This is a genomic window from Pseudomonas sp. CFBP 8772 (assembly GCF_014841665.1).
GTDB classification, from domain to species: Bacteria; Pseudomonadota; Gammaproteobacteria; order Pseudomonadales; family Pseudomonadaceae; genus Aquipseudomonas; species Aquipseudomonas graminis_B.
Genome location: NZ_JACYUI010000002.1, coordinates 340,164 through 366,390, shown reverse-complemented (window position 1 = coordinate 366,390; position 26,227 = coordinate 340,164). Strand labels below are relative to the sequence as shown.

Sequence of the window (26,227 nt, the reverse complement as noted above, 5' to 3'; positions counted from 1 at the left end):
AGACACATCGGGATGAATTGGCGTTCTGACGCCGATATCGCTCGCAAAAAAAGCCGCTCATGTGAGCGGCTTTTTTGTGCCTGACCGATGGGCTTATTCGGCGATCAGCGCCTTGTAGCCGGCTGCGTCGAGCAGCTTGTCCAAGTCTGCGGCATTGGCTGGCTTGACCTTGAAGATCCACGAATCGTAAGGCGAGTTGTTCAGTGCCTCTGGCTCACCCGACAGCGCCTCGTTGACTTCAACGACTTCGCCGGCCACGGGCGAGTAGATGTCAGACGCAGCCTTTACCGACTCAACGACACCGGCCTGATCACCTGGTGCCGAGAAAACTTTACCCACTTCAGGCAGCTCGACGAACACGACGTCACCCAGCGCTTCCTGCGCATGATCGGAAATACCGACAACGATCAGATCACCCTCTTGCTTGGCCCACTCGTGGCTCTTGGCAAAACGCAGTTCGGCGGGAATAGTGCTCATGTTCTTATCCTCTCTACTTCATCAGGTCAGCGGAAAAACCCGCCAGGGATGGCTTTCAAATCAGGTTATATCAGGGCCTTGCCGTGACGCACGAATGCGGGTCGAACCACTCGGACCGGGTACCACTTGCCCCGGATTTCCACCTCGGCACGGTCAGCGGTGGCCATCGGCACTCGCGCCAGCGCGATCGACTTGCTTAGCGTAGGAGAGAAACTACCACTGGTGATCTCTCCTTCGCCAACTTCCGCTATCCGGACGACCTGATGAGCGCGCAAAACGCCCCGCTCTTCGAGGACCAGTCCTACAAGCCTTGATGAGATGCCTCGCTTTCGCTCCGCATCGAGTGCAGAGCGCCCGATGAACTCGCGCTCTTCAGGCATCCACGCCACCGTCCAGGCCATGTTGGAGACCAGCGGCGAGACCTGCTCGTCGATTTCCTGACCATACAGGTTCATGCCCGCTTCCAGACGCAGCGTATCGCGTGCGCCCAGTCCGATCGGGGAAATGCCGGCGCCGACCATGTCGTTGAAGAAACTGCAGGCTTCGGTGGCTGGCAGGATGATCTCCAGGCCGTCTTCACCGGTGTAGCCCGTGCGGGCGATGAACCAGTCGCCTTCCTGCTGACCTTCGAAGGGTCTGAGGGTGTGGATAAGCGCGGTGCGTTCCTGATTGACCAGTTCGCCGATTTTCTGACGGGCGTTCGGTCCCTGAATGGCGAGCATCGCAAGCTCCGAGCGGTGCTTGACGCGCACGTCGTAGCCGGCAAGGTTGGCGTTCATCCAGTCCAGATCCTTGTCGCCGGTGGCTGCGTTGACCACCAGTCGATAACCCTCGTCGGTCAGGTAGACGATCATGTCGTCGACGATACCGCCGTGGGTGTCGAGCATTGCGCTGTAAAGCGCCTGCCCGGTCTGTTGCAATCTACCGACGTCGTTGGCCAGCAGATGCTGCAGCCAAGGCTTGGCCTGACTGCCGGATACGTCGAGCACATGCATGTGCGACACGTCGAAAATCCCGCAGTCCCGGCGCACCTGATGGTGCTCCTCAACTTGGGAGCCGTAGTGCAAGGGCATGTCCCAACCACCAAAATCGACGAGCTTCGCGCCAAGCGCGAGGTGCAGGTCAAAGAGGGGCGTACGCTGTCCCATGGGTTTCTCCTTCCGGGCGTGGCGAAGACGCGGTCAATGACAATCCCGCAAATCCCCCGTGAATTGGGGTCTGAAACCTTTGCTAATCTGAGGAATTGTCTGACAGACCGAGTCGATTGCGGCGCATTGTAGCCGCAAGGTTGGGACCCCGCACCTAACCAATCGGCTTGGCCGAACGTCTGATCAAACCGATGACCGGGAGCAGCCCGACCAGCACCAGGGTCAGCGCAGGCAAAGCCGCACGCGCCCACTCACCTTCGCTGGTCATTTCGAAGACGCGCACGGCCAGCGTGTCCCAGCCAAACGGGCGCATGAGCAGCGTGGCGGGCATTTCCTTGAGGACGTCGACGAAGACCAGCAGCGCAGCGCTCAACGTGCCGGGTATGAGCAGCGGCAGATAAATCCTGAAAAACAATCGTGGCCCGCTGACCCCCAGACTGCGCGCGGCTTCGGGCAGTGACGGGCGAATCCGCGACAGGCTGTTCTCGAGCGGCCCGTACGCGACCGCGATAAAACGCACCAGATACGCAAGCACGAGCGCCCCCAGGCTGCCCAGCAGCAACGGTCGGCCAGCGCCGCCCAGCCAGCTAGATAAGGGCACGACCAGTTCCCGATCCAGGTAACTGAACGCCAACATGATTGACACCGCCAGCACCGAGCCGGGCAGCGCATAGCCAATGTTGGCCAAGCTGACGCCCGAGCGAATGGCGCGGGTGGGGGCGAGACGCCGGGCAAACACAAGGATCATCGCCACGCAGACCGTGACCAGCGCAGCGATGCCGCCCAGATAAAGCGTGTGCAGAATCAACCCGGCGTAGCGCTCGTCGAGGTCGAAACGCCCGCGCTGCCAGACCCAGACAACCAACTGCAACAGCGGCACCACAAACGCGCAGGCGAACACCAGTCCACACCACGTGCTGGCGGCGGCGGCTTTTAATCCGTGCAGGTGATACAGCGCCTTGACCCGCGGGCGCTCGTTGCTTGGCCGGCTCGCGCCCCGCGCGCGATGCTCGCCGTACAGCAGGACCATGACCGCCAGCAGCAACAGGCTCGCCAGCTGCGCGGCGCTCGACAGGCTGAAGAAGCCATACCAGGTTTTGTAGATCGCAGTGGTGAAGGTGTCGAAATTGAACACCGACACCGCGCCGAAATCCGCCAGGGTTTCCATCAACGCCAACGCGACACCGGCACCGATCGCCGGCCGCGCCATGGGCAATGCCACGCGCCAGAACGCTTGCCACGGCGACTGCCCCAAAATGCGCGCGGCCTCCATCAGGCCTTTGCCCTGGGCCAGAAATGCCGTGCGCGCCAACAGATACACGTAGGGATAGAACACCAGCACCAGCACGATAATCACGCCGCCGGTGGAGCGCACTCGCGGCAGACGCAGGCCGGAACCGAACCACTCGCGCAGCAGCGTCTGCACCGGGCCTGCGAAATCCAGCAAACCCACAAAGACAAACGCCAGCACATATGCCGGGATGGCAAACGGCAGCATCAGTGCCCAGTCGAGCCAGCGGCGCCCTGGAAACTCACAAAGCGCCGTCAGCCACGCCAGACTCACGCCCAGCAGCGTGACGCCCAGCCCCACGCCAATCACCAACGTCAGGGTGTTGCCCAGTAACCGCGGCATCTGGGTTTCCCAGAGGTGGGACCAGATCTGCTGATCGATGGTTTGCCAGGAAAACAGCAGAACGCTTAACGGCAGCAGCACCAGCGCGGCAATGCTGAAAACCAGGGGGTACCAGCGACGCTGGGGGGAGTGGGCCAAGGGGGTTACTCATGGAGAGTTGCGGGTTGCCGAAGCCCTCGGTGGGAGTGACCGTGGCGCTCCCACAGGGTCTTTGTCAGGATGCAAAGCCGGCGTTAACCCGGCCTTCTTTCGCGAAAGATCAGTTCCAGCCAGCGCGGTCCATCATGCGAATCGCCTCGGCCTGCCGCCGACCGGCCACTTCAACCGGGATGGTGTCCGCCTTGAATGCGCCCCAGCTCGCCACTTCTTCAGAAGGCGCCACTTTCGGGTTAGCCGGGAATTCCTGATTGGTGCCGGCGAATATCGTCTGAGCTTCAGGGCCTGTCATCCACTCCACCAGCGCTTTGGCGGCGTCTGGATGGGGCGCGTATTTGGTCAGGCCAATGCCGGAAAGATTGACGTGCACGCCACGATCCGACTGGTTGGGCCAGAACAGGCGCACGGCAAGATCCGGATTATCCTTGTGCAAGCGACCATAGTAGTAGGTGTTGACGATACCGACGTCGCATTGGCCGGCATTGATGGCTTCCAGGACAGCGATGTCATCGGAAAACACGTCGGTCGACAGGTTATTCACCCAGCCCTTGAGGATCTTCTCTGACGCCTCGGCGCCATGGGTTTCGATCAGCGTGGCGGTCAGCGACTGGTTGTAAACCTTTTTGGCGGTACGCAGGCAAAGACGCCCTTCCCACTGTTTGTCGGCCAGGGCTTCGTAGGTGGTGAGTTCTTCAGGTTTGACGCGATCGGTGGAGTAGGCAATGGTCCGCGCGCGCAGGCTCAGGCCGGTCCAGCTGTGGGTGGAAGAGCGGTACTGGGACGGAATGTTGGCGTCGATGACCGGCGAAGTGAACGGCTGCAGGATGCCCATTTGCTCAGCTTGCCAGAGGTTGCCCGCGTCGACGGTGAGCAGCAGGTCAGCGGTTGCGTTCTGGCCCTCGGCCTTGATGCGCTGCATCAGCGGCGCTTCCTTGTCGGTGATGAATTTGACCTTCACGCCGGTCTTGGCGGTGTAGGCATCGAACACCGGTTTGATCAGCTCATCGATTCTGGAGGAATACACCACCACTTCATCTGCGGCCTGGGCGGTGCTGCCGAGCACGGTTAATGCCAGGGCAGCCAAAAGACGCTTGCTAGCCTGCATGCAGGTTCTCCTGATTCGAGAGAGGGGAAAAACGAGGCGAAATGGTAGTGAATCGCATCTGCCATCTCAACCGAAGTCAGGATTGAGGCGTTACCGGATGTTGCGAGGTGCCGGCGGTGCCACACCCGGAACCACTGAACGCACGCGCAGTTACAGTGGGACCGGCTTCAGCCGGGAAGAGGCCAGCTTGAACGCCATCAGATTCGCGGCGTAACGAATGGCGCGTTTCCGGCTAAAGCCGGTCCCACGGTGAAGCGCGCGGACAGAAAGTGCCGTGTTGTCAGAGCCGTGCCAGCGTCGGGAGGTCCCCGGTCAGGCCCAAGGCCTGGCGCACGAACAACGCTTTGGCCTCTGCCGAACGATCGACCATCTTCAGCCCGGCGTTGCGTAACAGACGAACCGGCAGCGCGTCAGCCTGGAACAGTCGCTCGAAGCCTTCCATCGCCGCCATCAAGGTCAGGTTATGCGGCATGCGCCGACGCTCGTAACGGCTCAACACGCGCTCATCGGCCAGACGTTCGCCGCGCTCCACCGCACCGCGCAGCACTTCGGCCAGCACCGCTGCGTCGAGAAAGCCCAGGTTGACGCCCTGCCCCGCCAACGGATGGATGGTGTGCGCGGCATCGCCGATCAGCGCAAGGCCGGGCGCTATGTAGCGCTTGGCGTGGCGTTGACGCAGCGGCACGCAAAGCCGCGGATCAACAGAAATCACCGGTCCGAGACGGCCTTCGAACGCATTCTCCAGCTCACGGCAGAAGCGTTCGTCGTCGAGCTTCATCAAACGCTCGGATTGCTCCGGCGTCACCGACCAGACGATGGAGCACCAATGCTCACCCTCTCGGTCGAGCGGCAAAAAGGCCAGCGGGCCACTGTCAGTGAAGCGCTGCCAGGCGGTTTTACGGTGGGAGTCCGCCGTTTGCACGCTCGTCACGATGGCGTGGTGCAGGTAGTCCCACTCCCGCGTCGCGGTGCCGGTCATGCGTCGTACAGTCGAGTTAGCGCCATCGGCGGCCACCACCAGCGGCGCACGCAATGTGCGGCCGTCGGAGAGCGTCAGGAGCCAGTCATCGCCGGAGTGACGCATCTGCTCCAGACGCACGTCTGCCAACAAGCCGATGTCGCTGGCATGCAGACGTTCGACCAGCGCATCCTGCACCACGCGGTTTTCGACGATGTGCCCAAGCACCTGAGCGTGAACGCTGGAAGCAGAAAAATGCACCTTGCCCGTGCCGCTGCCATCCCACACGTGCATGTCGCTGTAGGGGCTGACGCGACGCGCAACGATGCCATCCCAGACGCCAAGCCGCTCAAGAATGCGCTGACTGGCGATGGACAACGCACTGACCCGGGCTTCGAAGGGGGCATCAGCCACGAACGGTTTGACCGTCAGGGGACCGCCATCCACCACAAGGATGTTCAGCCCACTGTCTCGCAGCGCCAGCGCGAGCGCACTCCCCACCATTCCGGCCCCGACAATCAGCAGATCTGCGCGCGTTTCCATGCTTTAAATCGTTCTCGACTGTGGCGAAGGCCACGAATGAATGGAGTGTTCAGACATCGCTTCGCGTTCCCAGGCCCATGGCCTGACGGGCGAACCAGCTCTTGGCCGAAGGCAACAGATCCAGGCCCAGGAGGCCCAGATTGCGGCCTGCAGTCACGACCGACTGCTGACTGCTGAACAGCCGGGTGACCTGATCGGAAAAGCCGACGGTCAGTTTTTGATCAACCCGCTGGCGCTCGCGATACACCTGCAACGTCGACAGCTCGCCCAGCGGTGCATCACTGGCCAGCAGCGCCTCGGCCAGGGAGGCAGCATCACGCAGCGACAGGTTGAAGCCCTGGCCCGCAATCGGATGAAGACTGTGGGCGGCATTGCCGAGCACCACCAGATGGGAGCGGATCTGCTCTTCGGCCTCGATCAGCGCCAGCGGATAGCTGTGGCGCGCCCCCACTTGCTTCAGTGCGCCCAGCCGGAAGCCGAAGACGCCCTGCAGTTCTTCCAGGAAGCTTCGGTCGTCCAGCGCCATCAGCCGTTGAACGTCATCGCCGGTGCGCGTCCAGACCAGCGCGCAACGATTATCCGGAAGCGGCAGCAACGCCATGGGGCCATTTTCGGTAAACCGCTCGAAGGCCTCACCACCGTGTGGGTCTCCCGGCGTGATGTTGGCGATCAGCGCGCTTTGATCGTATGGCGTGTGTCGCACGGCAATGCCCAACTGCTCGCGCAGGCTGGAACGGCCGCCATCGGCCAGCACCGCCAGGTCGCAGGTGAGCTGAGTTTCGTCATTGAGCGTGAGTTGGTAGCCATCGGGCAGCGCCTGCATCTGCGTGACTTCGGCCGGGACCCGCCAACTGATCACATCCTTGTCCAGCGCCTGCCACAGGCATTGGCCCAGCCAGGCGTTTTCAACCACGTAGCCCAGGGCCGGAACGCCTTCTTCCATCGAAGACAGGTGCGCGGCGCCAAACCGGCCTTTGTCGGAAACGTGAATGTTGAGGATCGGCTCGGCGCGGCGGCTGATCTGCTGCCACAGGCCCAGGCGCTCGTAGATCTGCCGCGCGCCGAAAGACAGCGCTGAAGAGCGCGCGTCGTAGCTAGGTTGGTACGTGTCGCCGGGCGCAAACGGCTCGATCAGGACGATTTTCCAGCCTCGCGCCTTCGCCCCGGCTTGCAGGGCCAGGGCCAGGCTTGCGCCGACCAGTCCGCCACCCACGATGGCCAGATTAAAGCGGCTCATGCGGCTTGGGTTCGTGCTGCGGCCATCAGGGCCTCGATCTCGGCAACGGTTTTTGGCACATCGCCCGTCAGGATTTCACAGCCTTTTTTGGTTACCACGACGTCATCCTCGATTCGCACGCCAATCCCGCGCCACTTTTTGGCGACGGTCTGATTGTCCGGGGACACATAAATGCCGGGCTCGACCGTCAGCGCCATCCCGGCCTCCAGAACACGCCACTCTCCGCCGACCTTGTATTCGCCGACGTCGTGCACGTCCATGCCCAACCAGTGTCCGGCGCGGTGCATGTAAAAAGCTTTGTACGCTTCGGCGGCAATCAGTTCATCCACCGCGCCTCGCAGCAGCCCCAGCTCAACCAGCCCTTCGGTGATGACTCGAACCGTAGCCTCGTGGGCCTGATTCCAGTGATTGCCGGGTTTGATTGCTGCAAACGCCGCTTCCTGGGATTTGAGCACCACCTCGTAAATCGCCTTCTGTTCGGCGGAGAATTTGCCGCTTACCGGGAAGGTACGGGTAATGTCACTGGCGTAACAGTCGATCTCGCAACCGGCATCGATCAGTACCAGGTCACCGTCTTTGAGCGGCGCGTCGTTCTCCTGGTAATGCAGGATGCAGGCGTTGCGCCCCGAGGCGACGATGGAGCCATAGGCCGGCATCTTCGCGCCGCCCTTGCGGAATTCGTAATCAAGCTCCGCTTCCAGGCTGAACTCGTACAGCCCGGCGCGACTGGCCTGCATGGCTCGCACATGGGCACGGGCCGAGATCTGCGCGGCCTCACGCATCACCTTCACTTCGGCCGCCGATTTATACAGGCGCATGTCGTGAAGCAAGTGATCCAGCGCAACGAATTCTTTGGGCGGCTGCGCACCCAGGTGCGCCTTGGAACGGATGACGTTGATCCACTCCATCACATGGCGGTCGAATTCAGGATTGCTGCCCATGGACGAATACACCCGATCGCGACCCTCGATGAGGCCGGGCAGGATGTCGTCGATGTCGGTGATAGGGAAGGCATCATCGGCGCCGTACTCGCGCATCGCGCCGTCCTGGCCCGCGCGCAGGCCGTCCCACAACTCTCGCTCGGGATTGCGTTCGCGACAGAACAGGACGTACTCACCGTACTCGCGGCCAGGGATCAGTACGATCACCGCTTCCGGTTCGGGGAAGCCACTCAGGTACTGAAAGTCGCTGTCCTGGCGGTACACATGCTCGACGTCCCGATTTCGAATCGCCACAGCCGCCGCTGGCAGGATGGCGATGCTGTTGGGCTCCATCTGCTCCATCAACGCCTTGCGGCGGCGGGCATATTCGGCTTTCGGGATATGAATCGTGGGCAAGTGCGGTTCTCCGGGAGATGCGCTTCGGCCACCGCCGCGCAAGGGCGGCATGGCCGAAGCCGCGATGACGCGCTGTCAGTGCAAAGAAGGCTTGGCTTCGTCGTCAGCATCGGTTTTCTGGTTGAACTCGGTGAACAGCAGCAACGGCGCAACGCGCAGGTACTCCATGACTTCCATGTAGTCGCTCTCGCCATCTTCGGACTCGTCCAGCGCGTCATGAACCTGCGCGATGGCGGCCAAGTCTTGCAGCACGTCCCTGGCATCATCGCTCAGTGACTGGCCACCCACCCGGGCAAAGCCGCTGAGAAAGCCCTGGCACCACTGGGCCATGGCGGCGGTGCGTGCAGCCAGGGGCTCATCATCGCCGGGCAACAGCAACACGACGGTCATGTCGTCACCGGTCAGTTCGCTTTTGACCATTGCCTGCAGGCCGATCAGGGCCTGACGCACTTTGTCGTCTGGCTCTGTTTCGAGCAGCAGATGAGCGTCGGACAGCCACTCTTCTGCATCGAAGCCTGCGCCGGCGCAACTGCGGCCCAGCAAGAGGCCGTGCAATTCGGCAGGAGATACATGATGACCACTGCTGGCAAGCAGGGCGGCGAAGCCGTTGTACGGGGAATTCTGAATAGGCATGGGCAACTAGGCGCCAAGCGGCGCAATGTCTAGAATGAAGGCCTTGTATCGTAGCACCGGCAGACGCGCCCAAGCTATCAGGCGATGTCCGGGGCGAATCCAGACGCCAGCGCCTGCACCACTCATCTGAAAGTAATCAGTGGAAAACAATGGAAGACAAAGACCTGCAAGCGCTGATGGCTCGACTGGAGTTATTGATCAATCGTGTCGAGCAACTAAAAAGTCAAAACGGACTCCTATTAGCTCAGGAAAAATCCTGGCGCGAGGAACGCGCTCAACTCATTGAAAAAAACGAAATCGCCCGGCAAAAGGTCGAGTCCATGATTTCGCGCCTCAAGGCCCTGGAGCAAGACTCATGAGTAATGGCAACAGCATCACCGTGCAAATCCTCGACAAAGAATATTCGATCATCTGCCCGCAAGAGGAGCGCACCAATCTGGTCAGCGCCGCGCGTTATCTGGACGGCAAAATGCGCGAGATCCGCAGCAGCGGCAAAGTCATCGGCGCCGACCGTATTGCGGTGATGGCCGCACTGAATATTACCCATGACCTTCTGCACAAACAGGAACTGCCACCCGCAAAGGCCCAGGCCAATGGTGCCAACAGTGAGCAGGTTCGCGATTTGCTGGACCGTGTAGACCTGGTCCTTGCCACGGATTCGGATAAAGCACAAGGCTGATTGTTCGGACATGATTGGGTATACTTGCGACCGCTCCCTGGAGTGCTTGCCAGTCGGTCATGTCCCTGAGCCGATACGCACAACCACGGGGGTTGCACGTTGGGGTTGGTGTGCATGTCCGCTCGACGGAAAGCCTTAAAACCTCCTGCAATCTCCACCTTGAACTTTCGGGTTCAAGGGCTACATCGACAGCGGTTCGTCGGGGAGTCTCGAACCTTCTACCCATCGCCAGGCGCCCCGTCTGGCGGTGGGCATCGTGAATCTGCCTGATTCCACGACATCACTATCCAACGCCTCACGGACCCGCCAGCATGACCTCATCCGGCGCCGCTCCCCTTCCAGATCCTTCAAGCCTCTCTCGACCACAGTTGCGTCGGCTTCTTCGCCATAATCGTCGCGCGCTCAGCCCGGCAGAACAGCGACAGGCGGCGCAGGGCCTGTACCGTCAACTGGCGCAAAACCCGCTGTTTCGCCGCGCCCGTCATGTTTCGCTCTACCTTCCGATGGACGGTGAAATCGACCCGCGCCTGCTCCTCCGTGCCGCTCAAAAACGCGGCAAGACCACGTACCTGCCGGTGCTCAGTGCCTGGCCTCGAACCAAAATGGTGTTTCAGCGCGTGCGCCCCGGGGAGACGTTCAAGCCGAACCGGTTCCGCATCCCGGAGCCACGTACCAATGCCAGGCGACAGCGCAAGATCTGGACGCTCGACCTGGTGCTGATGCCGCTCGTGGGGTTCGATCCGGACGGGGGACGTCTTGGCATGGGTGGCGGCTTTTACGACCGCAGCCTGGCTTATCTCGCGCGTCGTAAAACCTGGCGCAAGCCGGTGCTGCTGGGACTGGCCCACGAGTGTCAGAAAGTCGGGAAGCTGGCGGTCGCCAGTTGGGATGTTCCGTTGGCAGGAACGGTGACGGGTACGCGTTGGTATATGGCGGGGTGAATCGTCAGCAATGCGCGCTTGGGTGAAAAAAAGCGCGCTGCGAAAAAGCGGTTTAGCGGCGGAGCTGTGGCTGCTGTTGCTGAGTGATTTCAACCGGCGCGTCTGCCTTGGCAGCCCACAGACTTTGCGCATAACCGGTGGTGACGATGCCCAAGCCGAACAAAATTGCCAAAATCCACAGTACATCCGGCTTGCGTCGCATTCATCGTCCCCTTTGTAACGAATCAGAATCTGAAATCGATAACGTTTAAACAAGGCCGCCAGATAGTGCAGCCCTTAAAATGCCGGCATTCTGCGGCAACGTGACGCAACACGCAAATACTGGCGCCAGCCGACTGTCGGTTTGTCATCAAATCGTAGGACAACTTTCCCAAGACCTGTTCAGGAGCCTTATAAATGGCCTATTGGCTGATGAAATCCGAGCCCGACGAGCTCTCGATCAGCGGGCTGAAAAAGCTCGGGCAGACGCGCTGGGACGGTGTACGCAACTACCAGGCCCGCAACTTTATGCGCGCGATGGCCGTGGGCGATCAGTTCTTTTTCTACAATTCCAGCTGCCCCGAGCCCGGGATCGCCGGCATCGGAGAAATCGTCAAGGCCGCGTATCCCGATCCCACTGCGCTGGACGAAAAAAGCCACTACTTCGACGCCAAGGCCACCGAGCAGAAAAACCCCTGGAGCGCCCTTGATGTGGCATTCGTCGAGGCGTTTCCGAACGTGCTGGGCCTGAGTTTTCTGAAGCAACAAGCCGCACTGGAGCAGATGCCACTGGTGCAGAAAGGCAGCCGCTTGTCCGTCATGCCGGTGACGGACGAACAATGGGCCGCCGTGCTGGGCCTGCGCTGAGTTCAGAACGCGGCGTTATTGGGCAATGAAGTTGTTGAACAGCAGGTCATCAACCACGGGCTTGCCGGTTTCCTGGGTCAGCACTTGCTGGGTCTGCTTCAGGGCTTCCTGACGCAGTTTCTCCTTGGCATCGACGTTGCCCATGCTGTCGACCGTTTGCTGAGTGAACAGCGCCACCAGCTGATTGCGAATCAGCGGCTCGTTCTGCTTCACCAGCTTCTGCGCTTCGGCGCCGGTCACGCGCAAGGCGACGTCGGCCTTATAGACGTGCAGTTTCGGGCCGCCATCCAGTGAGTAGTTGCCTACGAAGGGTGGCGTCAACGCCACGTAGGAAACCTTGTTCGGATCTTCCTTCTCCCCGCCCTCTTCGGCCAGCGCCACAACCGGCATCGACAATGCCATCAACATCAGAATCCACGCTTTCACAGTCCGCTCCTCAATCCGTTTTGCCGCATAGCTTACTTCAGCTTATGCACGCCTATCAGGCCGGGCCATGCTCATTGACCCCACAACCTCGCTACCTGTACTTATCGGCCATCCCCGAAAAAGGAATAGCCCTCGATGAAAGCCGTGCTTTGTAAAGCCTTCGGTCCCGCTGCAGGTCTGGTGCTGGAGGAAATCCCCAGCCCGGAGCCGAAGAAAAACGAGATTCTTCTGGACGTGCACGCTGCCGGGGTCAACTTCCCGGACACGTTGATCATCGAAGGCAAATACCAGTTCAAGCCGCCTTTTCCGTTTTCGCCTGGAGGTGAAGCGTCGGGCGTTGTGACCGCTGTCGGTGAAAAGGTCAGCCATGTGCGTGTCGGTGACCGGGTAATGGCGCTGACAGGCTGGGGCAGCTTCGCTGAACAGATCGCCGTGGCCGCTTACAACGTCCTGCCCATCCCCGAAACGATGGACTTCACCACCGCCGCCGCCTTCAGCATGACCTACGGCACGTCCATGCACGCCCTCACACAGCGCGCCAATCTGCAAGCGGGCGAGACGCTCCTCGTGCTCGGCGCCTCCGGGGGCGTCGGCCTGGCTGCCGTGGAGATCGGCAAAGCCATGGGCGCTCGAGTGATTGCCGCCGCCAGCAGCGCAGAAAAGCTGGAGGTCGCCAAAAACGCAGGCGCCGACGAGGTAATCAACTACAGCGAAAGCAATCTCAAGGATGAAATCAAACGCCTCACCAACGGTAACGGCGTCGATGTGATCTATGACCCGGTGGGCGGCGACCTTTTTGATCAGGCCGTTAGGGGCATCGCCTGGAACGGGCGACTGCTGGTCGTCGGTTTCGCCAGTGGCCGCATTCCTGAGCTGCCGGTCAATCTCGCGCTGTTGAAAGGGGCCTCGGTTGTAGGTGTGTTCTGGGGCTCATTTGCCCAACGCCAGCCCCAGGACAACGCGGCGAATTTCCAGCAACTGTTCACCTGGTTCAGCGAGGGCAAGCTGAAGCCGCTGGTGTCGAAGGTTTACCCGCTGGAGCAGGCAGGGGAAGCCATTGAATCGTTGGCGCAGAGGAAAGCGGTTGGCAAAGTGGTGGTTAGCGTCAGGTAGCGTGCATCGGGATCGCCTCCAATCTGAAAGGGCTGACCACGCGCTCACAGCATCATCCTCACTTGATCAGGTAACACGTCCTTGTAACGCAGTTCCGGATTCGCCCGGCATCGCTGAATGATCTCCGGAGCTGCATCTGCCAGCGCATCCCCCAGCGCGAACCGTCGCTCGTCGGACAGCCTGCGGTAAGTGGCGACCCTCGCCAGCACTTTGAAGGTGTGCCGGAACACGCTCATGTCGATCTCTTCAAGACCGGATGAGTTTTGCTGGAAGTCGTCCAGTCGCTTGTTGAATCGGGCGCAGGTCATGTGTCGCAGGCTGCGATGAAGCCAGGGCACGGGGGCATTTCCTTCACGCGGGTGGACGAAGTAATGCTCCTGGCGCAGCGAGATAACCGCCGGACGCTGATCACTGACCACCCAGGGTTTTACGCGCCATATCGGCGCAACGTTTACCACGGAGAGGGAAAACAGAGGGTGCGAGCTGTCCAGCACCTCAGGCGCGGAAACCTTTCCATCGTGGTGCGCCTTCAGGTTGTAGACGACCCACCCGGATACTCCCGATTTTGAAAGCGAATACGGCCAGGCGGGCGCCCTGCGGTAATCAAACTCAACACTGCGCTCGTCTGCATGAACCTTGATACACACCGCAAGCATCACCCATAAAACCCACCTGCTCATCACTGCCGTCACCTGCGCGCTTCTTCCTGTGTGCCCCCTGCTTGAGTGCAAAGGGCCGGCGCGCATTTTGTGTGTTGGGCTGCGGCGGCAATAGCTCATGACTTCCCAGAGCTGCGTAGGATCGATCCCAAAATCAACACCTCGCGAAACAACCCGCGACGGCGCCCGATGTGTTCCGTATATTTCACGCCCGATACATACCGAACGGGCCCTCATTCGGTATCGACTCCAATACGAATTGCGGACCCAGTATTGATGACCGTCACTCTGATATTGATATCGCTGTACGCGCTGTCGATCGCGATATTTTGCCTCGCCACCCAGCGTTTACCGATCCTCTCCCAAGACGCGCTCCATCGCGTTTCGTCGCTGGACGGCCTGCGTGGCGTGCTCGCAACCGCAGTCATCGTTCACCACTTCATCGTCAGTTATTACTGGCACGTCAACGGAGCTTGGGAAACCACGGACAGCCGCGTGCTGAACAACATGGGCACGGTGCCGGTGTCGCTGTTTTTCATGATCACGGGTTACCTGTTTACCGCGAAGATCTACCGCAGCGAGCCGAAATGGCGTCAGATCCTGTCGTCACGGGTGCGGCGAATCTTCCCGATGTACCTCTTCAGCGTCGCGCTGATCACGGCCATCGCGCTGTACCAGTCTGCAGGCATCGGCGCGCCGGTCATGGACACGATCAAGGCGCTCGGCCGATGGGTGATTTTCATCGGCAGCCCCATCAACGGTTTTCCAGACACCGTGCGTATCAACGCCTCGGTGCAGTGGACGCTGCTCTATGAAGCGGTCTTCTACCTGTCGCTGCCAGTGCTGTACTGCCTGCTTCGGCGCAAGCTCCCCGGCATGTCAGTCGTAGTCTCGCTGATGGTGCTGGCGTGCCTGTGGGGCGAATACCACCATCACTTTCACAACCGGTTCATCAAACTGTTCGCTGTCGGCATCGCGGTGGCGGTGTTTGAAGACCGGATGCGCCAGTGGCGAATCGACTTCACGGGCGTGCGCTGTACGTTGGTTGCGGTCGTGATACTGCTGATCTGCATGAAGCTCAAATCGTATTCGACGCTGCAGATGCTGATCCTCGGCATTCCGTTTGCGCTGTTTGTGCTCGGCAACAGCTTGCACGGGTTGCTGGAGATTCGAGGATTGAAGATTTTGGGCGAGGCCAGCTTCAGCATTTACCTGCTGCACGGCATCGTCATCTACAGCATGTTCAGCTTGCTGGGCGCGTATGACTTCGCCACACCGGATCCGCGCAGTTACGCGCTGTATTTACCGCTGATCATCCTGCTGACCAGCAGCATCAGCGTCGCGACGTACTGGTGCATCGAGCATCCATTCCTGCGCAAGGCAACGCCAAGCACCGATGCCGGTTTGCCGAGGGCTTAAGATTCGTTAACGGGTAACCGAGGCGGGCTGGCCGGCGACGAACTGAAAACCTCGTTCGCCCAGCTCGCCATGCTGTAGCGCTGCACGACCTGTTCGGGCGGATCCACGTATTCACCGGCGATGAAGGCTTCAGGGATCACGGGGTTATCGCTGTCGATGATCAGAATGTTGCGCGGATCGTAGAAGTCGTAATCCGCCACCGATGCATTGTTTGTGATCATTTTCTTGCGATAGAGCAGTGCTTCGAAGAACCGGAAGCTCAAACCCGCGTGCCCCGGCCGGACGATGTCTATAAGTATTTCCGAACGCCTGACGTATTCGGCCGTTTCATCGATGTCCATGCGCTGCCGAAAGAAGGTCAGTAATGGACTGGCCCCCAACACTGGCTTGCTCTGCACCAGGAACTTGCAGGTGTTGGTGTAGCCCAGTTGTTCAAACGCCCGAGCGACCCTCCCGAGTACATCCACACGGTGCTTGCCGCCCATCACGACAAAAGCCTTGAAGTCGGACGTCGTTCTGAAATCGGCGTGTTCTTCGTAGATGTAGTTGTAGAGCTTGCGCAGTTGATACTCGCGGGCATCAGCGCCATCGAAGGTGTAGACCTTGTCAAAGGTCGCCAGTTGATCAATCGGCATCGACAATCGCGCAATCCCGTCAGACAGATAGGCGACGCTGAGCGCCGCCGCAGCCTGGGCCAGTGTGACCAAACCCTGATCCAGCTGGCTTGGATTCACAACCAGCAGCGCATCGACATGGCCCGCCGCCCGAATCGCCGCACGAGCACGCTTAACGATCAGGTACTTTTTCAGCCATCGGCGCAGCTTCCCCGGAAGCCATGGCAGTTCTTTCGCGCCATGGGTCAGGTCAAGGAATACAACGTCGTTCGACTTGCCGAGAAAGGTGCTGAGCCGGCCAAGGTATCCGCCAACATCGCGGCACAGGATGATGATTTTTTTATTCCGAATCCCAAGCGGGGGTGACTGCATGAGGGTTTGCCAATCGTGAGCGCGTGAGCGCGCACTTTACCTGTCCCAGACACCGAAACCCACCTATGGACAGCACTGTACAAACGGGATGTTCGCAAAGGAATTCCCTCTCGGCCCGTGTTTACGTCCTTTTTATCCGATGAGAAGCCTTCCTATTTTCTGTAACGAAAATGTAATATTCGGATTCGCATAACAATAAAATAAATGGAGTGTCCCGATGTTTGCCTTTTTCCGTCCTGCCGCACATCAGGCTCCGCTGCCTGAGGAGCGTGTCGACTCTACCTACCGCCGCCTTCGCTGGCAGATTTTCGCCGGCATCTTCTTCGGCTACGCTGGCTACTATTTGCTGCGCAAGAATTTCTCGCTGGCCATGCCCTACCTGATCGACGAGGGATATACCCGTGGCCAACTGGGCCTCGCGATCTCAGCGATTGCCATTGCGTACGGGCTGTCGAAATTCCTGATGGGGCTGGTGTCGGATCGCTCCAACCCGCGCTACTTCCTGCCATTCGGACTGGTGATTTCCGCGCTGGTGATGTTCGTGTTCGGATTCGCACCCTGGGCGACGTCCAGCGTAACCATCATGTTCATTCTGCTGTTCATCAATGGCTGGGCCCAAGGCATGGGCTGGCCGCCGAGCGGACGCACGATGGTGCACTGGTGGTCGCAGAAGGAGCGTGGCGGCGTGGTCTCGGTATGGAATGTGGCGCACAACGTCGGTGGTGGCTTGATCGGCCCGCTGTTCCTGCTCGGGCTGGGTTGGACCAACGACTGGCACGCCGCGTTTTACGTGCCTGCGGCGGTTGCCCTGTTCGTCGCCCTGTTCGCCTTCGTCACCATGCGCGACACCCCACAGTCCGTGGGCTTGCCGCCGGTCGAGGACTACAAGAACGACTACCCGGAAGGCTACGACGCGAGCCACGAAGAGGAATTCACCGCCAAAGAGATCTTCGTCAAATACGTCCTGCGTAACAAAATGCTCTGGTACATCGCGCTGGCCAACGTCTTCGTCTACCTGCTGCGTTACGGCGTGCTGGACTGGGCGCCAACGTACTTGAAAGAAGCCAAGCACTTCGACGTCGACAAGACGTCCTGGGCCTACTTCTTCTATGAGTGGGCAGGCATTCCGGGCACGCTGCTGTGCGGCTGGATGTCCGACAAGATCTTCCGTGGCAACCGTGGTCTGACCGGCATTGTGTTCATGGCGATGGTGACCGTTGCGACGCTGGTCTACTGGCTAAACCCACCCGGCAACCCCACCGTCGACATGATTGCTCTGGTCTCGATCGGCTTCCTGATTTACGGCCCGGTCATGCTGGTCGGCTTGCAGGCCCTTGAGCTGGCACCGAAGAAGGCCGCCGGCACCGCAGCGGGATTCACCGGCCTGTTCGGCTATCTCGGTGGCTCGGTCGCCGCCAGCGCGCTGATGGGTTACACGGTCGACCACTTCGGCTGGGACGGTGGCTTCGTGCTGCTGGTGTCCGCTTGCATCCTCGCAATAGCGTTCCTGATACCGACGCTGCGGCATACGCGGGTGGCGAGCCAGTCGCGAGAGGAGATGGCTTAAGTCTCAAACGAAAAGGGCTTGGTCAGTGCGATGATCAAGCCTTATTCGGACCAGAAGCTATATCGCCAACAACACCGGCCTGCACCGCTTGAACCGCGCTTCCAGGCTCAGGTCCGGCATGGCGTGGGTGCGCAGTGCGCGGATGGTTTGCTCGACGTATTCCCACGTGGTCCCGTAACGGCCGCTGGCATTGGCCAGCACCTGGGTGAGCACGCTGTCGGGCAGGTTGCCAGCGTAACTCGGCAGATGCCGCTCCAGCACAAATCCCAGCGCCTGCACCTTGGTGCCGTCTTCAAGTCGGCAGTTGAGCCAGTGCGGGCGGTAGGACGGGAACGGCATTTCTCTCTGCCACAGCGCCAGCAGGGACTCGTCGATATTGTCTTCGGGCAACCGGTAGGCGAATCCGCTGCAGGAGCCGCCGCGGTCCAGACCGAATACCAGCCCTGGCTGCTCGGGCGTGCCACGGTGTTCGTGGGACCAGAGATAGAGACCGCGATGATAGCCGTGGACCCGTCCGCGCTGACGCTCGACGGCGCTGCACTCGGGTCGCCAGATCAATGATCCATACGCGAACAACCAGATCGGGCCGCCCTGGTGACGGCTCATCGTGGCGTGGATGGAGGCAAGAAGCTGCTCGCGGCTCAGTTTCGGCCCAAGATCGATGACCGGCGGGTAGGACAACCCCAAGCCATCATGGACAGCTTCCGCCAGGATATTGATTTGATTCCCCATCTGGTTCCCCCCACCGGCAAGACTGACGCCGGTGCAACGCTGAACACTCATGAAACGGGTCTGGCAACAACGAATGAACAATCAGACGGCATCGCAGGCAGTGTGACGTTGTGACTCGGCCACCGGCGCACGGGTCACGCCGGAAAAGCCGATATCTGACAAACAGCCATGCAATACGCTGTCCACATCCAGCCCGGCGAGTGGCTGCGCTTCAGGGCCTCGGCGCATACGCGAACACATCGGCACGCATCTGATGCGCATCCATGCCCGCCAGCACCAGCGCATCGAGGGTCGAATAGACCATGGCCGGGGAGCCGCTGGCATACACATAAAGCGGCTTCAGATCGCTGAAGTCCTCGCAAACCGCCTCATGCAGCATGCCGCAGCGCCCTTCCCAACCGCACAGATCACTGACGATCCTGTGCAGGAACAGATTAGGCAGCGTCTGCCACTCCTCCCAATGCGTGAGCTGGTAGAAATCTTCCGGACGGCGCATTCCCCAATACACATGCACCGGATAGGGGAAACCTTTGGCGCGGCAATGCTCGATCAGGCTGTGCATCTGCCCCATACCGGTGCCTGCCGCAATCAATACCAGCGGGCCATCGGGCAATTCGCCCAGATGAGTATCGCCGAAGGGCAAGTCAACCCGCGCCATGCCCTCGCGCTGCAGCTGCTTGATCAGGTTTTGCGCACTGGCCTCGCGGGCGAGGACGTGAATTTCGAGATCACGCCCGCTCTCCGGCGCTGACGCCATGGAAAACGCCGATTTTTCGCCGTCGTCCCGATGGATCATCAGGTACTGACCGGCGTGATAACGCGGCGGCTTGCCGGCAGGCGCACGGAGCATCACGCGCCAGACATCGCCGCCGACTTCAACACACTCGCTGACCTGGCAGGCGAACGTACGCACCGGCAGCTCGCCGAGCGCCAGCACGCTGTCCCACAGCACAACGCAGTCTTCCTGCGGCACCGCCAGGCACGTGTAGATTTCGCCGTGGTTGCGGATCTCTCCGGCCTGCTCGACGCTGCCTTCAACCAGCAGCGCGGAACAGATGTGGCAATTGCCGTTGCGACAGCTCTGAGGGCATTCATAGCCCAGACGCTGGGCGGCGTCGAGGATCCGTTCGCCTGGCAATGTCTCGATGACCGCGCCCGAGGGCTGCAAAGTTACACGCATCAATCAATTCCCAGCTGAGTCCAGATTTCATCGATCCGGCGGGTCACCGCTTCGTCCTTGACGATAGCGCGACCCCATTCACGGGTGGTTTCGCCCGGCCACTTATGGGTGGCATCGAGCCCCATTTTCGAGCCCAGACCGGACACCGGCGAGGCGAAGTCGAGGTAGTCGATTGGCGTGTTGTCGATCATCACCGTGTCGCGCTTGGGGTCCATGCGCGTGGTGATCGCCCAGATGACGTCATTCCAGTCACGGGCATTGATGTCGTCGTCGGTGACGATAACGAACTTGGTGTACATGAACTGTCGCAAAAACGACCAGACCCCCAGCATCACGCGCTTGGCATGGCCGGGGTACTGCTTCTTGATCGTCACGACCGCCATGCGGTACGAGCAACCCTCGGGCGGCAGGTAGAAGTCGACGATTTCCGGGAACTGCTTCTGCAGAATCGGCACGAAGACTTCGTTTAGCGCAACGCCCAGGATGGCCGGCTCGTCAGGCGGCCGGCCCGTGTAGGTGCTGTGGTAAATCGGCTTGATGCGGTGGGTGATGCGCTCGACCGTGAAGACCGGGAAGCTGTCGACCTCGTTGTAGTAGCCGGTGTGGTCGCCGTACGGACCCTCGTCGGCCATTTCGCCGGGATGAATCACCCCTTCAAGGACGATTTCGGCGCTGGCGGGGACCTGGAGGTCGTTGCCACGGCACTTGATCAGTTCGGTACGGTTGCCACGCAGCAGGCCGGCGAATGCGTATTCGGACAAGCTGTCGGGCACCGGCGTGACGGCGCCCAGAATGGTAGCGGGGTCAGCGCCCAAGGCCACGGACACCGGGAATGGCTGACCCGGGTGCTTGTTGCACCAATCCCTGAAATCCAGCGCGCCGCCGCGGTGGCTGAGCCAGCGCATGATCACCTTGTTGCGGCCGATCACCTGCTGGCGATAGATACCCAGATTCTGCCGTTCTTTGTTGGGCCCGCGAGTGACCGTCAGGCCCCACGTAATCAGCGGGCCGACATCGCCGGGCCAGCAGGTCTGCACGGGCAGCATGCCAAGGTCGACGTCGTCGCCCTCGATCACGATCTCCTGACACGGCGCGTCCTTGACGACTTTCGGCGCCATGGCGATCACTTTTCTGAAGATGGGCAGCTTGGACCAGGCGTCCTTCAAGCCCTTGGGCGGCTCGGGCTCTTTAAGGAAAGCCAGCAGCTTGCCGATTTCCCGCAGTTCGGACACCGACTCGGCGCCCATGCCCATAGCGACGCGCTCGGGCGTGCCGAACAGGTTGCCAAGCACCGGGATGTCGAAACCCGTCGGCTTTTCGAAGAGCAGCGCCGGCCCCTTGTTGCGCAGGGTCCGGTCGCAGATCTCGGTCATTTCCAGTACAGGGGAAATGGGCACCTGAATGCGTTTCAACTCTCCGCGCTGCTCAAGCTGCTGCACGAAATCCCGTAGATCCTTGAATTTCATTAACCCGGCCACTCACCAAATAGATGCACATCCTACCTGCTCTGACCGCAGAGGGCAGCTTGTGTCCAACTCAAATGCGCGGTGTTTCGCGCAACAGCGGCGCGAACAGCAGTTGCATCTTCTCGCCGCCCAGGTCCGACAGGTGATCTTCGTCCTTGTACAGAGAACGCCCGTCAACTTCGGCACGGCACAGACCGCCCTCACACAGCAGCGGTTTAGGGTCGATCAGGTGAATGCCTGCATCCGCACGGCTGAGGGTGTCGAACAGCTGGTTGATAAACGCCTGCCGCCCATCAAGCTCCGCAGCCGGACGCCCGACCTCTGCAGCCGAACGTCCAACCCTCGCCAGGCTGCTCAATCGCTCGATGGTGCCCTTGCGCTGCTGCGGCACTTCCTTGAACAACCAGACCTGCGCCCCCGCTGCTCGCAATTCAGCGATCTGAGCTTTCAAAGCATCGGCGAAATACGCTTCGTTTCGGGGAATGGATTCGTGTTTCAGCAGCACGTTGCTTTTGTTGCCATCTTCCAGGCCGTAGATGTACAAACTCCAGCGCGCGGCCAGCGTCACGTCAGGGATTTTCTGTGCTCGAACGCGCTCGACGTTCAGGGCGTTGAAGTCCTGACAGCGCTTGCTTGTTGCGGTGCTGACCAGCGGCGGACATCCGCTCATGCTTGCCAGCCAGACAGGCACATGGACTTGCTCGGCCGCGCTTCTGACGCCTGGCCACAGGGCTGCCGCATGACTGTCGCCCCAGACGAGATGGGACGGCGCGGCATCGGCATTGCCACCCGCCCGACAGAGCTTGTCCAGACCTTCGCTGTGCTTTGATCCGAGCAGGAAACAGTCCATCTGCCCGGCGCTCCACTCCCGCGACTGCGCATATTGCAAGGCCTGGCCGGAAAGGCGTTGCGGTACGCCGTCACTGGAGCGCACCGCCTGCCCCATCAGCGCCAATACGGCCAGCGTCAGCAGTCCGCCCATCAGTACCGGCTTGCGGCCGGCCAGCAGGCGGCGTTCACGGAATGGCAGCTCGACAAAGCGCCAGCTGATCCAGGCAAGCGCGCCGGCCAGAAGGATCCAGCCAATCGCTTCAAGGTCAGAAATCCCGTCAGCTGAAATTGCATTGGCATAGACATGAATAGGCCAATGCCACAGGTACAGCGAGTAGGAGATAAGCCCGATTGCCACCAGCGGTTTGATGCTCAGAAAACGCCCGACCCATGACGCGGGATGACCGTTGGCCCAGATCATCGCTGTGGTGCCCATCACAGGCAGCAGCGCCGCCCAGCCGGGGAATTGCGTGGTTTTGTCAAAACTCAGCATCGCCAGCACGACCGCCGCAAAACCGCTCAGACTGACTGTTTGATACATCCAGCTCGGCAGCGGGCGTTTAGGCGCAGGGGCGACGGCCAGCATCGCCCCGCACAGCAGTTCCCATGCACGCATCGGCAGCAGAAAGAATGCTGCCTCGGGTTTGTGCTTGATCGCCCAGATGTTCAGCCCGAACGACAGCACCAGCAGGCCGAGCAGCAACCAGCGCCAGTGCCGCACGTACCGCGTCGCCAGCACCATCAGCAGCGGGAAGAAAATGTAGTACTGCTCCTCCACCGCCAGCGACCAGGTGTGAAGAAGCGGTTTGAAATCTGACGCGGAATCGAAGTAGCCGTCCTGCCGCATGAACAGCAGGTTGGACATGAACATCGACTGATACCGCACTTCCCGGCCCAGCTCGGCGTAGTCCTTGGGCGTCAGCAATATCCAGCCAAACGCCAACGTGGCCAGCACGACAACGGTGACGGCAGGGACGATACGTCGCGCGCGACGGGCCCAGAAATCGACGAAGCTGAATCGCCCCGCGCTGATCTCGCGGAAGATGATGGACGTGATCAGGTAGCCGGAGATGACGAAAAACACGTCGACGCCGACGAAGCCGCCGCTCAGGCCCAGACCGAAGTGAAACAACAGCACCGGGACCACGGCCAGGGCCCGCAGCCCATCGATATCACGGCGATTGCCAAACGTGTGCATGACGCTCCTTGTCTACGGGAGAGATCTACAGAAAAGGTCAAAAAAAATGGTGTCCAGAAGGACACCATTTTTCTACGGTCGGTTCAGCGCAGGGTGTTACTTGCGCTTCATCGACAGGAAGAACTCATCGTTGGTCTTGGTCTGTTTCAGCTTGTCGATCAAGAACTCGATGGCCGCGACCTCATCCATAGGATGCAGCAGCTTGCGCAGGATCCACATGCGCTGCAACTCGTCGTCGGCCGTCAGCAACTCTTCGCGGCGTGTGCCGGAGCGGTTGATGTTGATGGCCGGGAAGACGCGCTTCTCTGCGATCTTGCGATCCAGAGGCAGCTCCATGTTGCCGGTGCCTTTGAATTCTTCGTAGATCACTTCGTCCATCTTCGAGCCGGTTTCAACCAGCGCGGTAGCGATGATGGTCAGCGAGCCGCCTTCTTCGATGTTACGTGCCGCACCGAAGAAACGCTTTGGCTTCTCGAGGGCGTGCGCATCGACACCACCGGTCAGGACCTTGCCGGAGCTCGGAATGACGGTGTTGTAGGCGCGAGCCAGACGGGTGATGGAGTCGAGCAGGATGACCACGTCCTTCTTGTGCTCGACCAGGCGCTTGGCCTTTTCGATCACCATTTCGGCGACCTGCACGTGACGGGTTGGTGGCTCGTCGAAGGTGGAAGCAACCACTTCGCCGCGCACGGTACGCTGCATTTCGGTGACTTCTTCCGGACGCTCATCGATCAGCAGAACGATCAGATGGACTTCAGGGTTGTTGCGCGTGATGTTCGACGCGATGTTCTGCAGCATGATGGTCTTGCCCGCTTTTGGCGGAGCAACGATCAGACCGCGCTGACCTTTACCGATCGGAGCACACAGATCGATAACGCGACCGGTGAGGTCTTCGGTGGAACCGTTACCGGCTTCCATCTTCATGCGAATGGTCGGGAACAGCGGCGTCAGGTTTTCAAACAGAATCTTGTTCTTCGCGTTTTCCGGACGGTCGAAGTTGATGGTGTCGACCTTGAGCAGTGCGAAGTAACGCTCGCCTTCCTTCGGCGGACGGATCTTGCCGACAATGGTGTCGCCCGTGCGCAGGTTGAAGCGGCGGATCTGGCTCGGCGAGACGTAAATGTCGTCTGGGCCGGCAAGGTAGGAGGCGTCTGCAGAACGGAGGAAGCCGAAGCCATCCTGGAGGATCTCCAGCACGCCGTCACCCGAGATTTCCTCGCCGCTTTTCGCATGCTTCTTCAGCAGGGAGAAAATCACGTCCTGCTTGCGCGAACGGGCCATATTTTCAATACCCATCTGTTCGGCCATTTCGAGCAGATCGGTAATAGGCTTTTGCTTGAGTTCAGTCAGGTTCATATAGGAATGACGTAATCATGTATGGAGGGGGAAATTAAGCTTTTGGCTTAATGAGGCCGCGCCGCAGAGAAGGCGACAGGATCGCGTGCAAATCGAAAGGAGACGGTCGGCGACGGCTAGCAGGGGGCAACGGAGAAGCCGTTGCGGGGCCGAATGTACCACTTGATTTTCTGAGCGTCTAGTACGACGCCCGAAAAAAACCCCGCGATTTGCGGGGCTATATCGTCATCAGATGTTGGCGTCGAGGAACGCCTGCAGCTGCGACTTGGACAGTGCGCCTACCTTGGTCGCCGCGACTTCGCCGTCCTTGAACAGCATCAGGGTCGGGATACCACGAACGCCGTGCTTGGCCGGTGTTTCCTGGTTGTCGTCAATGTTCAGCTTGGCAATGGTCAGCTTGCCTTCGTAAGTGTCGGCGATCTCATCCAGAACCGGGGCAATCATCTTGCATGGGCCACACCATTCAGCCCAGTAATCGACCAGTACAGGGCCTTCGGCCTTGAGGACGTCGGTGTCGAAGCTCTTGTCAGTGACGTGTTTGATCAGGTCGTTACTCATGAGATTTCTCCGAGGTCATAGGCAAAAAAACGTGGGCCATCATAACTGTGTCACGCGGTGACAGGAAGTCGAGGTTCATTGTCTCTAGCTATGACCCGGCGCGGTTGCCTTAATTGCAGATGTTTAGCCGGAAGGTGCGACGAACACGATGCCGGTGCGCAACGCAGCGCCGCGGATGTGCTCCTGCATGGCTTTCTGCGCCGGGCCAGACGCGTTTCGCGCCAGCGACCGCAGGATCTTGCGATGCTCCTGCCAGGTTTCCATGGCCCTGCCCGCGCGAATAAAAGGCAGCTTTTGGCTCTCCAGAAAAATATCGGCGCTGGTGGTGATAATCCCCAGAATCGCCTGATTGCCACTGGCGATGAGGATGCGCCGGTGGAAATCGAAGTCCAGCCGCGCCGCGCAGTCAAAATCCCCTGCCTTGAGTTCAAGGCGCATGGCTTCGACGTTGTCCTCCAGTACATCGCGCTCATCGGCCGTCAGCGTGACCGCTGCAAGCCCGGCGGCAAACCCTTCCAGCGCATAGCGCAGCTGAAAAGTCTCAGCAGGTGATGCGTGCGCTGCATACGGCCAGGAAAATCCGTCCGTGCTCCGTTGTGGTTCAGAAACCGCCTGTACGAATACGCCTTTGCCGGGCTGCACACTGACCAACCCCAAGGCGCTCAATGATGACAGTGCCTCACGCAACGAAGCCCGACTGACGCCCAGCCGAATCGCCAGATCCCGCTGAGACGGCAGGCTGTCGCCGGGCACATAGCCCTGCTCGGCGATCAGTTTGCGTATCGCCTGGAAGGCGGCTTCAGGCACAGCTACAGGGCTCGGATGCATGGCGATCAAGGTGTGGAAACCGTAGGAAAAATCCCTTGTATCCCCATCGGAGGCATCCGGCAAGTGACGCCCAAGCGAGGGGCGCCGGGCCTTTCGAGCGCGCCAAAGCGGGGCGACTCCCTCACTCACTGTTCAGACCAGTTAGACCGGATCAAGCCTGCGGCCCGCATTCCATGGTTGCAAACCATCGGCTGGCATGGGCTGTGCACTGGTGC

General features: G+C 60.3%; 26 protein-coding genes and 1 other RNA gene. 8 read left to right on the top strand and 19 right to left on the bottom strand.

The features are described from left to right. Positions 1 to 93 precede the first annotated feature (93 nt). The 8 genes from gcvH to IFT99_RS05310 all read right to left on the bottom strand — a co-directional run bounded on the left by gcvH (position 94) and on the right by IFT99_RS05310 (position 9,227). Positions 94 to 477, bottom strand: coding sequence for a glycine cleavage system protein GcvH (gene gcvH / locus IFT99_RS05345; RefSeq protein ID WP_192130711.1), 384 nt, complete (start codon positions 475 to 477; stop codon positions 94 to 96). Between the two features lie 65 nt (positions 478 to 542). After that, positions 543 to 1,625, bottom strand: a complete 1,083-nt coding sequence (gene gcvT / locus IFT99_RS05340) for a glycine cleavage system aminomethyltransferase GcvT (protein WP_192130710.1) — start codon at positions 1,623 to 1,625, stop codon at positions 543 to 545. 154 nt (positions 1,626 to 1,779) lie between these two features. Beyond that, positions 1,780 to 3,396 (bottom strand): ABC transporter permease, encoded by a 1,617-nt coding sequence (locus tag IFT99_RS05335; protein WP_192130709.1) that lies wholly within the window; start codon positions 3,394 to 3,396, stop codon positions 1,780 to 1,782. A gap of 121 nt (positions 3,397 to 3,517) precedes the next feature. Next, positions 3,518 to 4,519, bottom strand: a complete 1,002-nt coding sequence (locus IFT99_RS05330; protein WP_192130708.1) for an extracellular solute-binding protein — start codon at positions 4,517 to 4,519, stop codon at positions 3,518 to 3,520. A 280-nt stretch (positions 4,520 to 4,799) separates the two neighbouring features. Further along, positions 4,800 to 6,020, bottom strand: coding sequence for a 2-octaprenyl-3-methyl-6-methoxy-1,4-benzoquinol hydroxylase (locus IFT99_RS05325; protein WP_065987456.1), 1,221 nt, complete (start codon positions 6,018 to 6,020; stop codon positions 4,800 to 4,802). Between the two features lie 49 nt (positions 6,021 to 6,069). Next, the gene (gene ubiH, locus IFT99_RS05320) at positions 6,070 to 7,257 is read right to left on the bottom strand and encodes a 2-octaprenyl-6-methoxyphenyl hydroxylase (protein WP_192130707.1); all 1,188 of its coding nucleotides are present in this window, start codon (positions 7,255 to 7,257) and stop codon (positions 6,070 to 6,072) included. After that, positions 7,254 to 8,585, bottom strand: coding sequence for a Xaa-Pro aminopeptidase (gene pepP, locus IFT99_RS05315; protein WP_296308197.1), 1,332 nt, complete (start codon positions 8,583 to 8,585; stop codon positions 7,254 to 7,256). Before pepP ends, ubiH begins: the two co-directional genes overlap by 4 nt. A gap of 84 nt (positions 8,586 to 8,669) precedes the next feature. Next, positions 8,670 to 9,227 carry a YecA/YgfB family protein gene (locus tag IFT99_RS05310; protein ID WP_192130705.1) on the bottom strand — a complete coding sequence of 186 codons (558 nt, stop codon included), beginning with the start codon at positions 9,225 to 9,227 and terminating at the stop codon, positions 8,670 to 8,672. A gap of 149 nt (positions 9,228 to 9,376) precedes the next feature. Between IFT99_RS05310 and IFT99_RS05305 the strand changes: the two genes are divergently transcribed. The 4 genes from IFT99_RS05305 (at position 9,377) to IFT99_RS05290 (ending at position 10,847) form a co-directional block, all read left to right on the top strand. Next, positions 9,377 to 9,586 (top strand): TIGR02449 family protein, encoded by a 210-nt coding sequence (locus IFT99_RS05305; protein ID WP_192130704.1) that lies wholly within the window; start codon positions 9,377 to 9,379, stop codon positions 9,584 to 9,586. After that, positions 9,583 to 9,906, top strand: coding sequence for a cell division protein ZapA (locus tag IFT99_RS05300; RefSeq protein WP_065987460.1), 324 nt, complete (start codon positions 9,583 to 9,585; stop codon positions 9,904 to 9,906). The genes IFT99_RS05305 and IFT99_RS05300 overlap by 4 nt, the downstream gene beginning before the upstream one ends. A 31-nt stretch (positions 9,907 to 9,937) precedes the next feature. After that, positions 9,938 to 10,116, top strand: a non-coding RNA gene (gene ssrS, locus IFT99_RS05295) — 6S RNA. 101 nt (positions 10,117 to 10,217) lie between these two features. Next, complete coding sequence (locus IFT99_RS05290) at positions 10,218 to 10,847, top strand: 5-formyltetrahydrofolate cyclo-ligase (RefSeq protein WP_192130703.1); 630 nt, start codon at positions 10,218 to 10,220, stop codon at positions 10,845 to 10,847. Positions 10,848 to 10,899: 52 nt separating this feature from the next. Here IFT99_RS05290 and IFT99_RS05285 read toward each other — a convergent pair whose 3' ends face one another. Continuing rightward, positions 10,900 to 11,049, bottom strand: a complete 150-nt coding sequence (locus IFT99_RS05285; protein WP_122534092.1) for a hypothetical protein — start codon at positions 11,047 to 11,049, stop codon at positions 10,900 to 10,902. A gap of 194 nt (positions 11,050 to 11,243) precedes the next feature. Between IFT99_RS05285 and IFT99_RS05280 the strand changes: the two genes are divergently transcribed. Next, positions 11,244 to 11,693, top strand: coding sequence for an EVE domain-containing protein (locus IFT99_RS05280; RefSeq protein WP_192130702.1), 450 nt, complete (start codon positions 11,244 to 11,246; stop codon positions 11,691 to 11,693). Positions 11,694 to 11,708: 15 nt separating this feature from the next. Here the strand turns inward: IFT99_RS05280 and IFT99_RS05275 are convergent, their stop codons facing one another. Next, the gene (locus IFT99_RS05275) at positions 11,709 to 12,119 is read right to left on the bottom strand and encodes a flagellar basal body-associated protein FliL (RefSeq protein ID WP_065987463.1); all 411 of its coding nucleotides are present in this window, start codon (positions 12,117 to 12,119) and stop codon (positions 11,709 to 11,711) included. A gap of 135 nt (positions 12,120 to 12,254) precedes the next feature. On the opposite strand from IFT99_RS05275, the gene IFT99_RS05270 reads away from it, so the two are divergent. Further along, positions 12,255 to 13,232, top strand: coding sequence for an NADPH:quinone oxidoreductase family protein (locus tag IFT99_RS05270; RefSeq protein ID WP_192130701.1), 978 nt, complete (start codon positions 12,255 to 12,257; stop codon positions 13,230 to 13,232). A gap of 44 nt (positions 13,233 to 13,276) precedes the next feature. Here IFT99_RS05270 and IFT99_RS05265 read toward each other — a convergent pair whose 3' ends face one another. Continuing rightward, positions 13,277 to 13,924: an energy transducer TonB gene (locus IFT99_RS05265; protein WP_192130700.1), complete on the bottom strand. Its 648-nt coding sequence runs from the start codon at positions 13,922 to 13,924 to the stop codon at positions 13,277 to 13,279. Positions 13,925 to 14,167: 243 nt separating this feature from the next. Here IFT99_RS05265 and IFT99_RS05260 point away from each other — a divergent pair, with 243 nt between their 5' ends. Beyond that, the gene (locus IFT99_RS05260; RefSeq protein WP_192130699.1) at positions 14,168 to 15,310 is read left to right on the top strand and encodes an acyltransferase family protein; all 1,143 of its coding nucleotides are present in this window, start codon (positions 14,168 to 14,170) and stop codon (positions 15,308 to 15,310) included. On the opposite strand, the gene IFT99_RS05255 is transcribed toward IFT99_RS05260, so the two are convergent. Continuing rightward, on the bottom strand, positions 15,307 to 16,296 hold the full coding sequence (locus IFT99_RS05255) for a hypothetical protein (RefSeq protein WP_192130698.1): 990 nt from the start codon (positions 16,294 to 16,296) through the stop codon (positions 15,307 to 15,309). The two genes, IFT99_RS05260 and IFT99_RS05255, sit on opposite strands and share 4 nt — an antisense overlap. A gap of 217 nt (positions 16,297 to 16,513) precedes the next feature. Here IFT99_RS05255 and glpT point away from each other — a divergent pair, with 217 nt between their 5' ends. Beyond that, positions 16,514 to 17,863 (top strand): glycerol-3-phosphate transporter, encoded by a 1,350-nt coding sequence (glpT, locus tag IFT99_RS05250; RefSeq protein ID WP_192130697.1) that lies wholly within the window; start codon positions 16,514 to 16,516, stop codon positions 17,861 to 17,863. Between the two features lie 57 nt (positions 17,864 to 17,920). On the opposite strand, the gene IFT99_RS05245 is transcribed toward glpT, so the two are convergent. The 7 genes from IFT99_RS05245 to IFT99_RS05215 form a co-directional block, all read right to left on the bottom strand. Beyond that, the gene (locus IFT99_RS05245; RefSeq protein ID WP_192131015.1) at positions 17,921 to 18,595 is read right to left on the bottom strand and encodes a gamma-glutamylcyclotransferase; all 675 of its coding nucleotides are present in this window, start codon (positions 18,593 to 18,595) and stop codon (positions 17,921 to 17,923) included. Positions 18,596 to 18,806: 211 nt separating this feature from the next. Continuing rightward, positions 18,807 to 19,775: a CDP-6-deoxy-delta-3,4-glucoseen reductase gene (locus tag IFT99_RS05240; protein WP_192130696.1), complete on the bottom strand. Its 969-nt coding sequence runs from the start codon at positions 19,773 to 19,775 to the stop codon at positions 18,807 to 18,809. Then, positions 19,775 to 21,241, bottom strand: a complete 1,467-nt coding sequence (gene ubiD, locus IFT99_RS05235; protein ID WP_065987470.1) for a 4-hydroxy-3-polyprenylbenzoate decarboxylase — start codon at positions 21,239 to 21,241, stop codon at positions 19,775 to 19,777. Before ubiD ends, IFT99_RS05240 begins: the two co-directional genes overlap by 1 nt. A gap of 70 nt (positions 21,242 to 21,311) precedes the next feature. Next, positions 21,312 to 23,270, bottom strand: a complete 1,959-nt coding sequence (locus IFT99_RS05230) for an acyltransferase family protein (protein WP_192130695.1) — start codon at positions 23,268 to 23,270, stop codon at positions 21,312 to 21,314. 96 nt (positions 23,271 to 23,366) lie between these two features. After that, positions 23,367 to 24,626 (bottom strand): transcription termination factor Rho, encoded by a 1,260-nt coding sequence (gene rho / locus IFT99_RS05225; protein WP_037016529.1) that lies wholly within the window; start codon positions 24,624 to 24,626, stop codon positions 23,367 to 23,369. Between the two features lie 228 nt (positions 24,627 to 24,854). Further along, positions 24,855 to 25,184 carry a thioredoxin TrxA gene (gene trxA / locus IFT99_RS05220; RefSeq protein WP_192130694.1) on the bottom strand — a complete coding sequence of 110 codons (330 nt, stop codon included), beginning with the start codon at positions 25,182 to 25,184 and terminating at the stop codon, positions 24,855 to 24,857. A gap of 123 nt (positions 25,185 to 25,307) precedes the next feature. Next, complete coding sequence (locus IFT99_RS05215) at positions 25,308 to 26,012, bottom strand: FadR/GntR family transcriptional regulator (RefSeq protein ID WP_192131013.1); 705 nt, start codon at positions 26,010 to 26,012, stop codon at positions 25,308 to 25,310. Positions 26,013 to 26,227 lie beyond the last annotated feature (215 nt).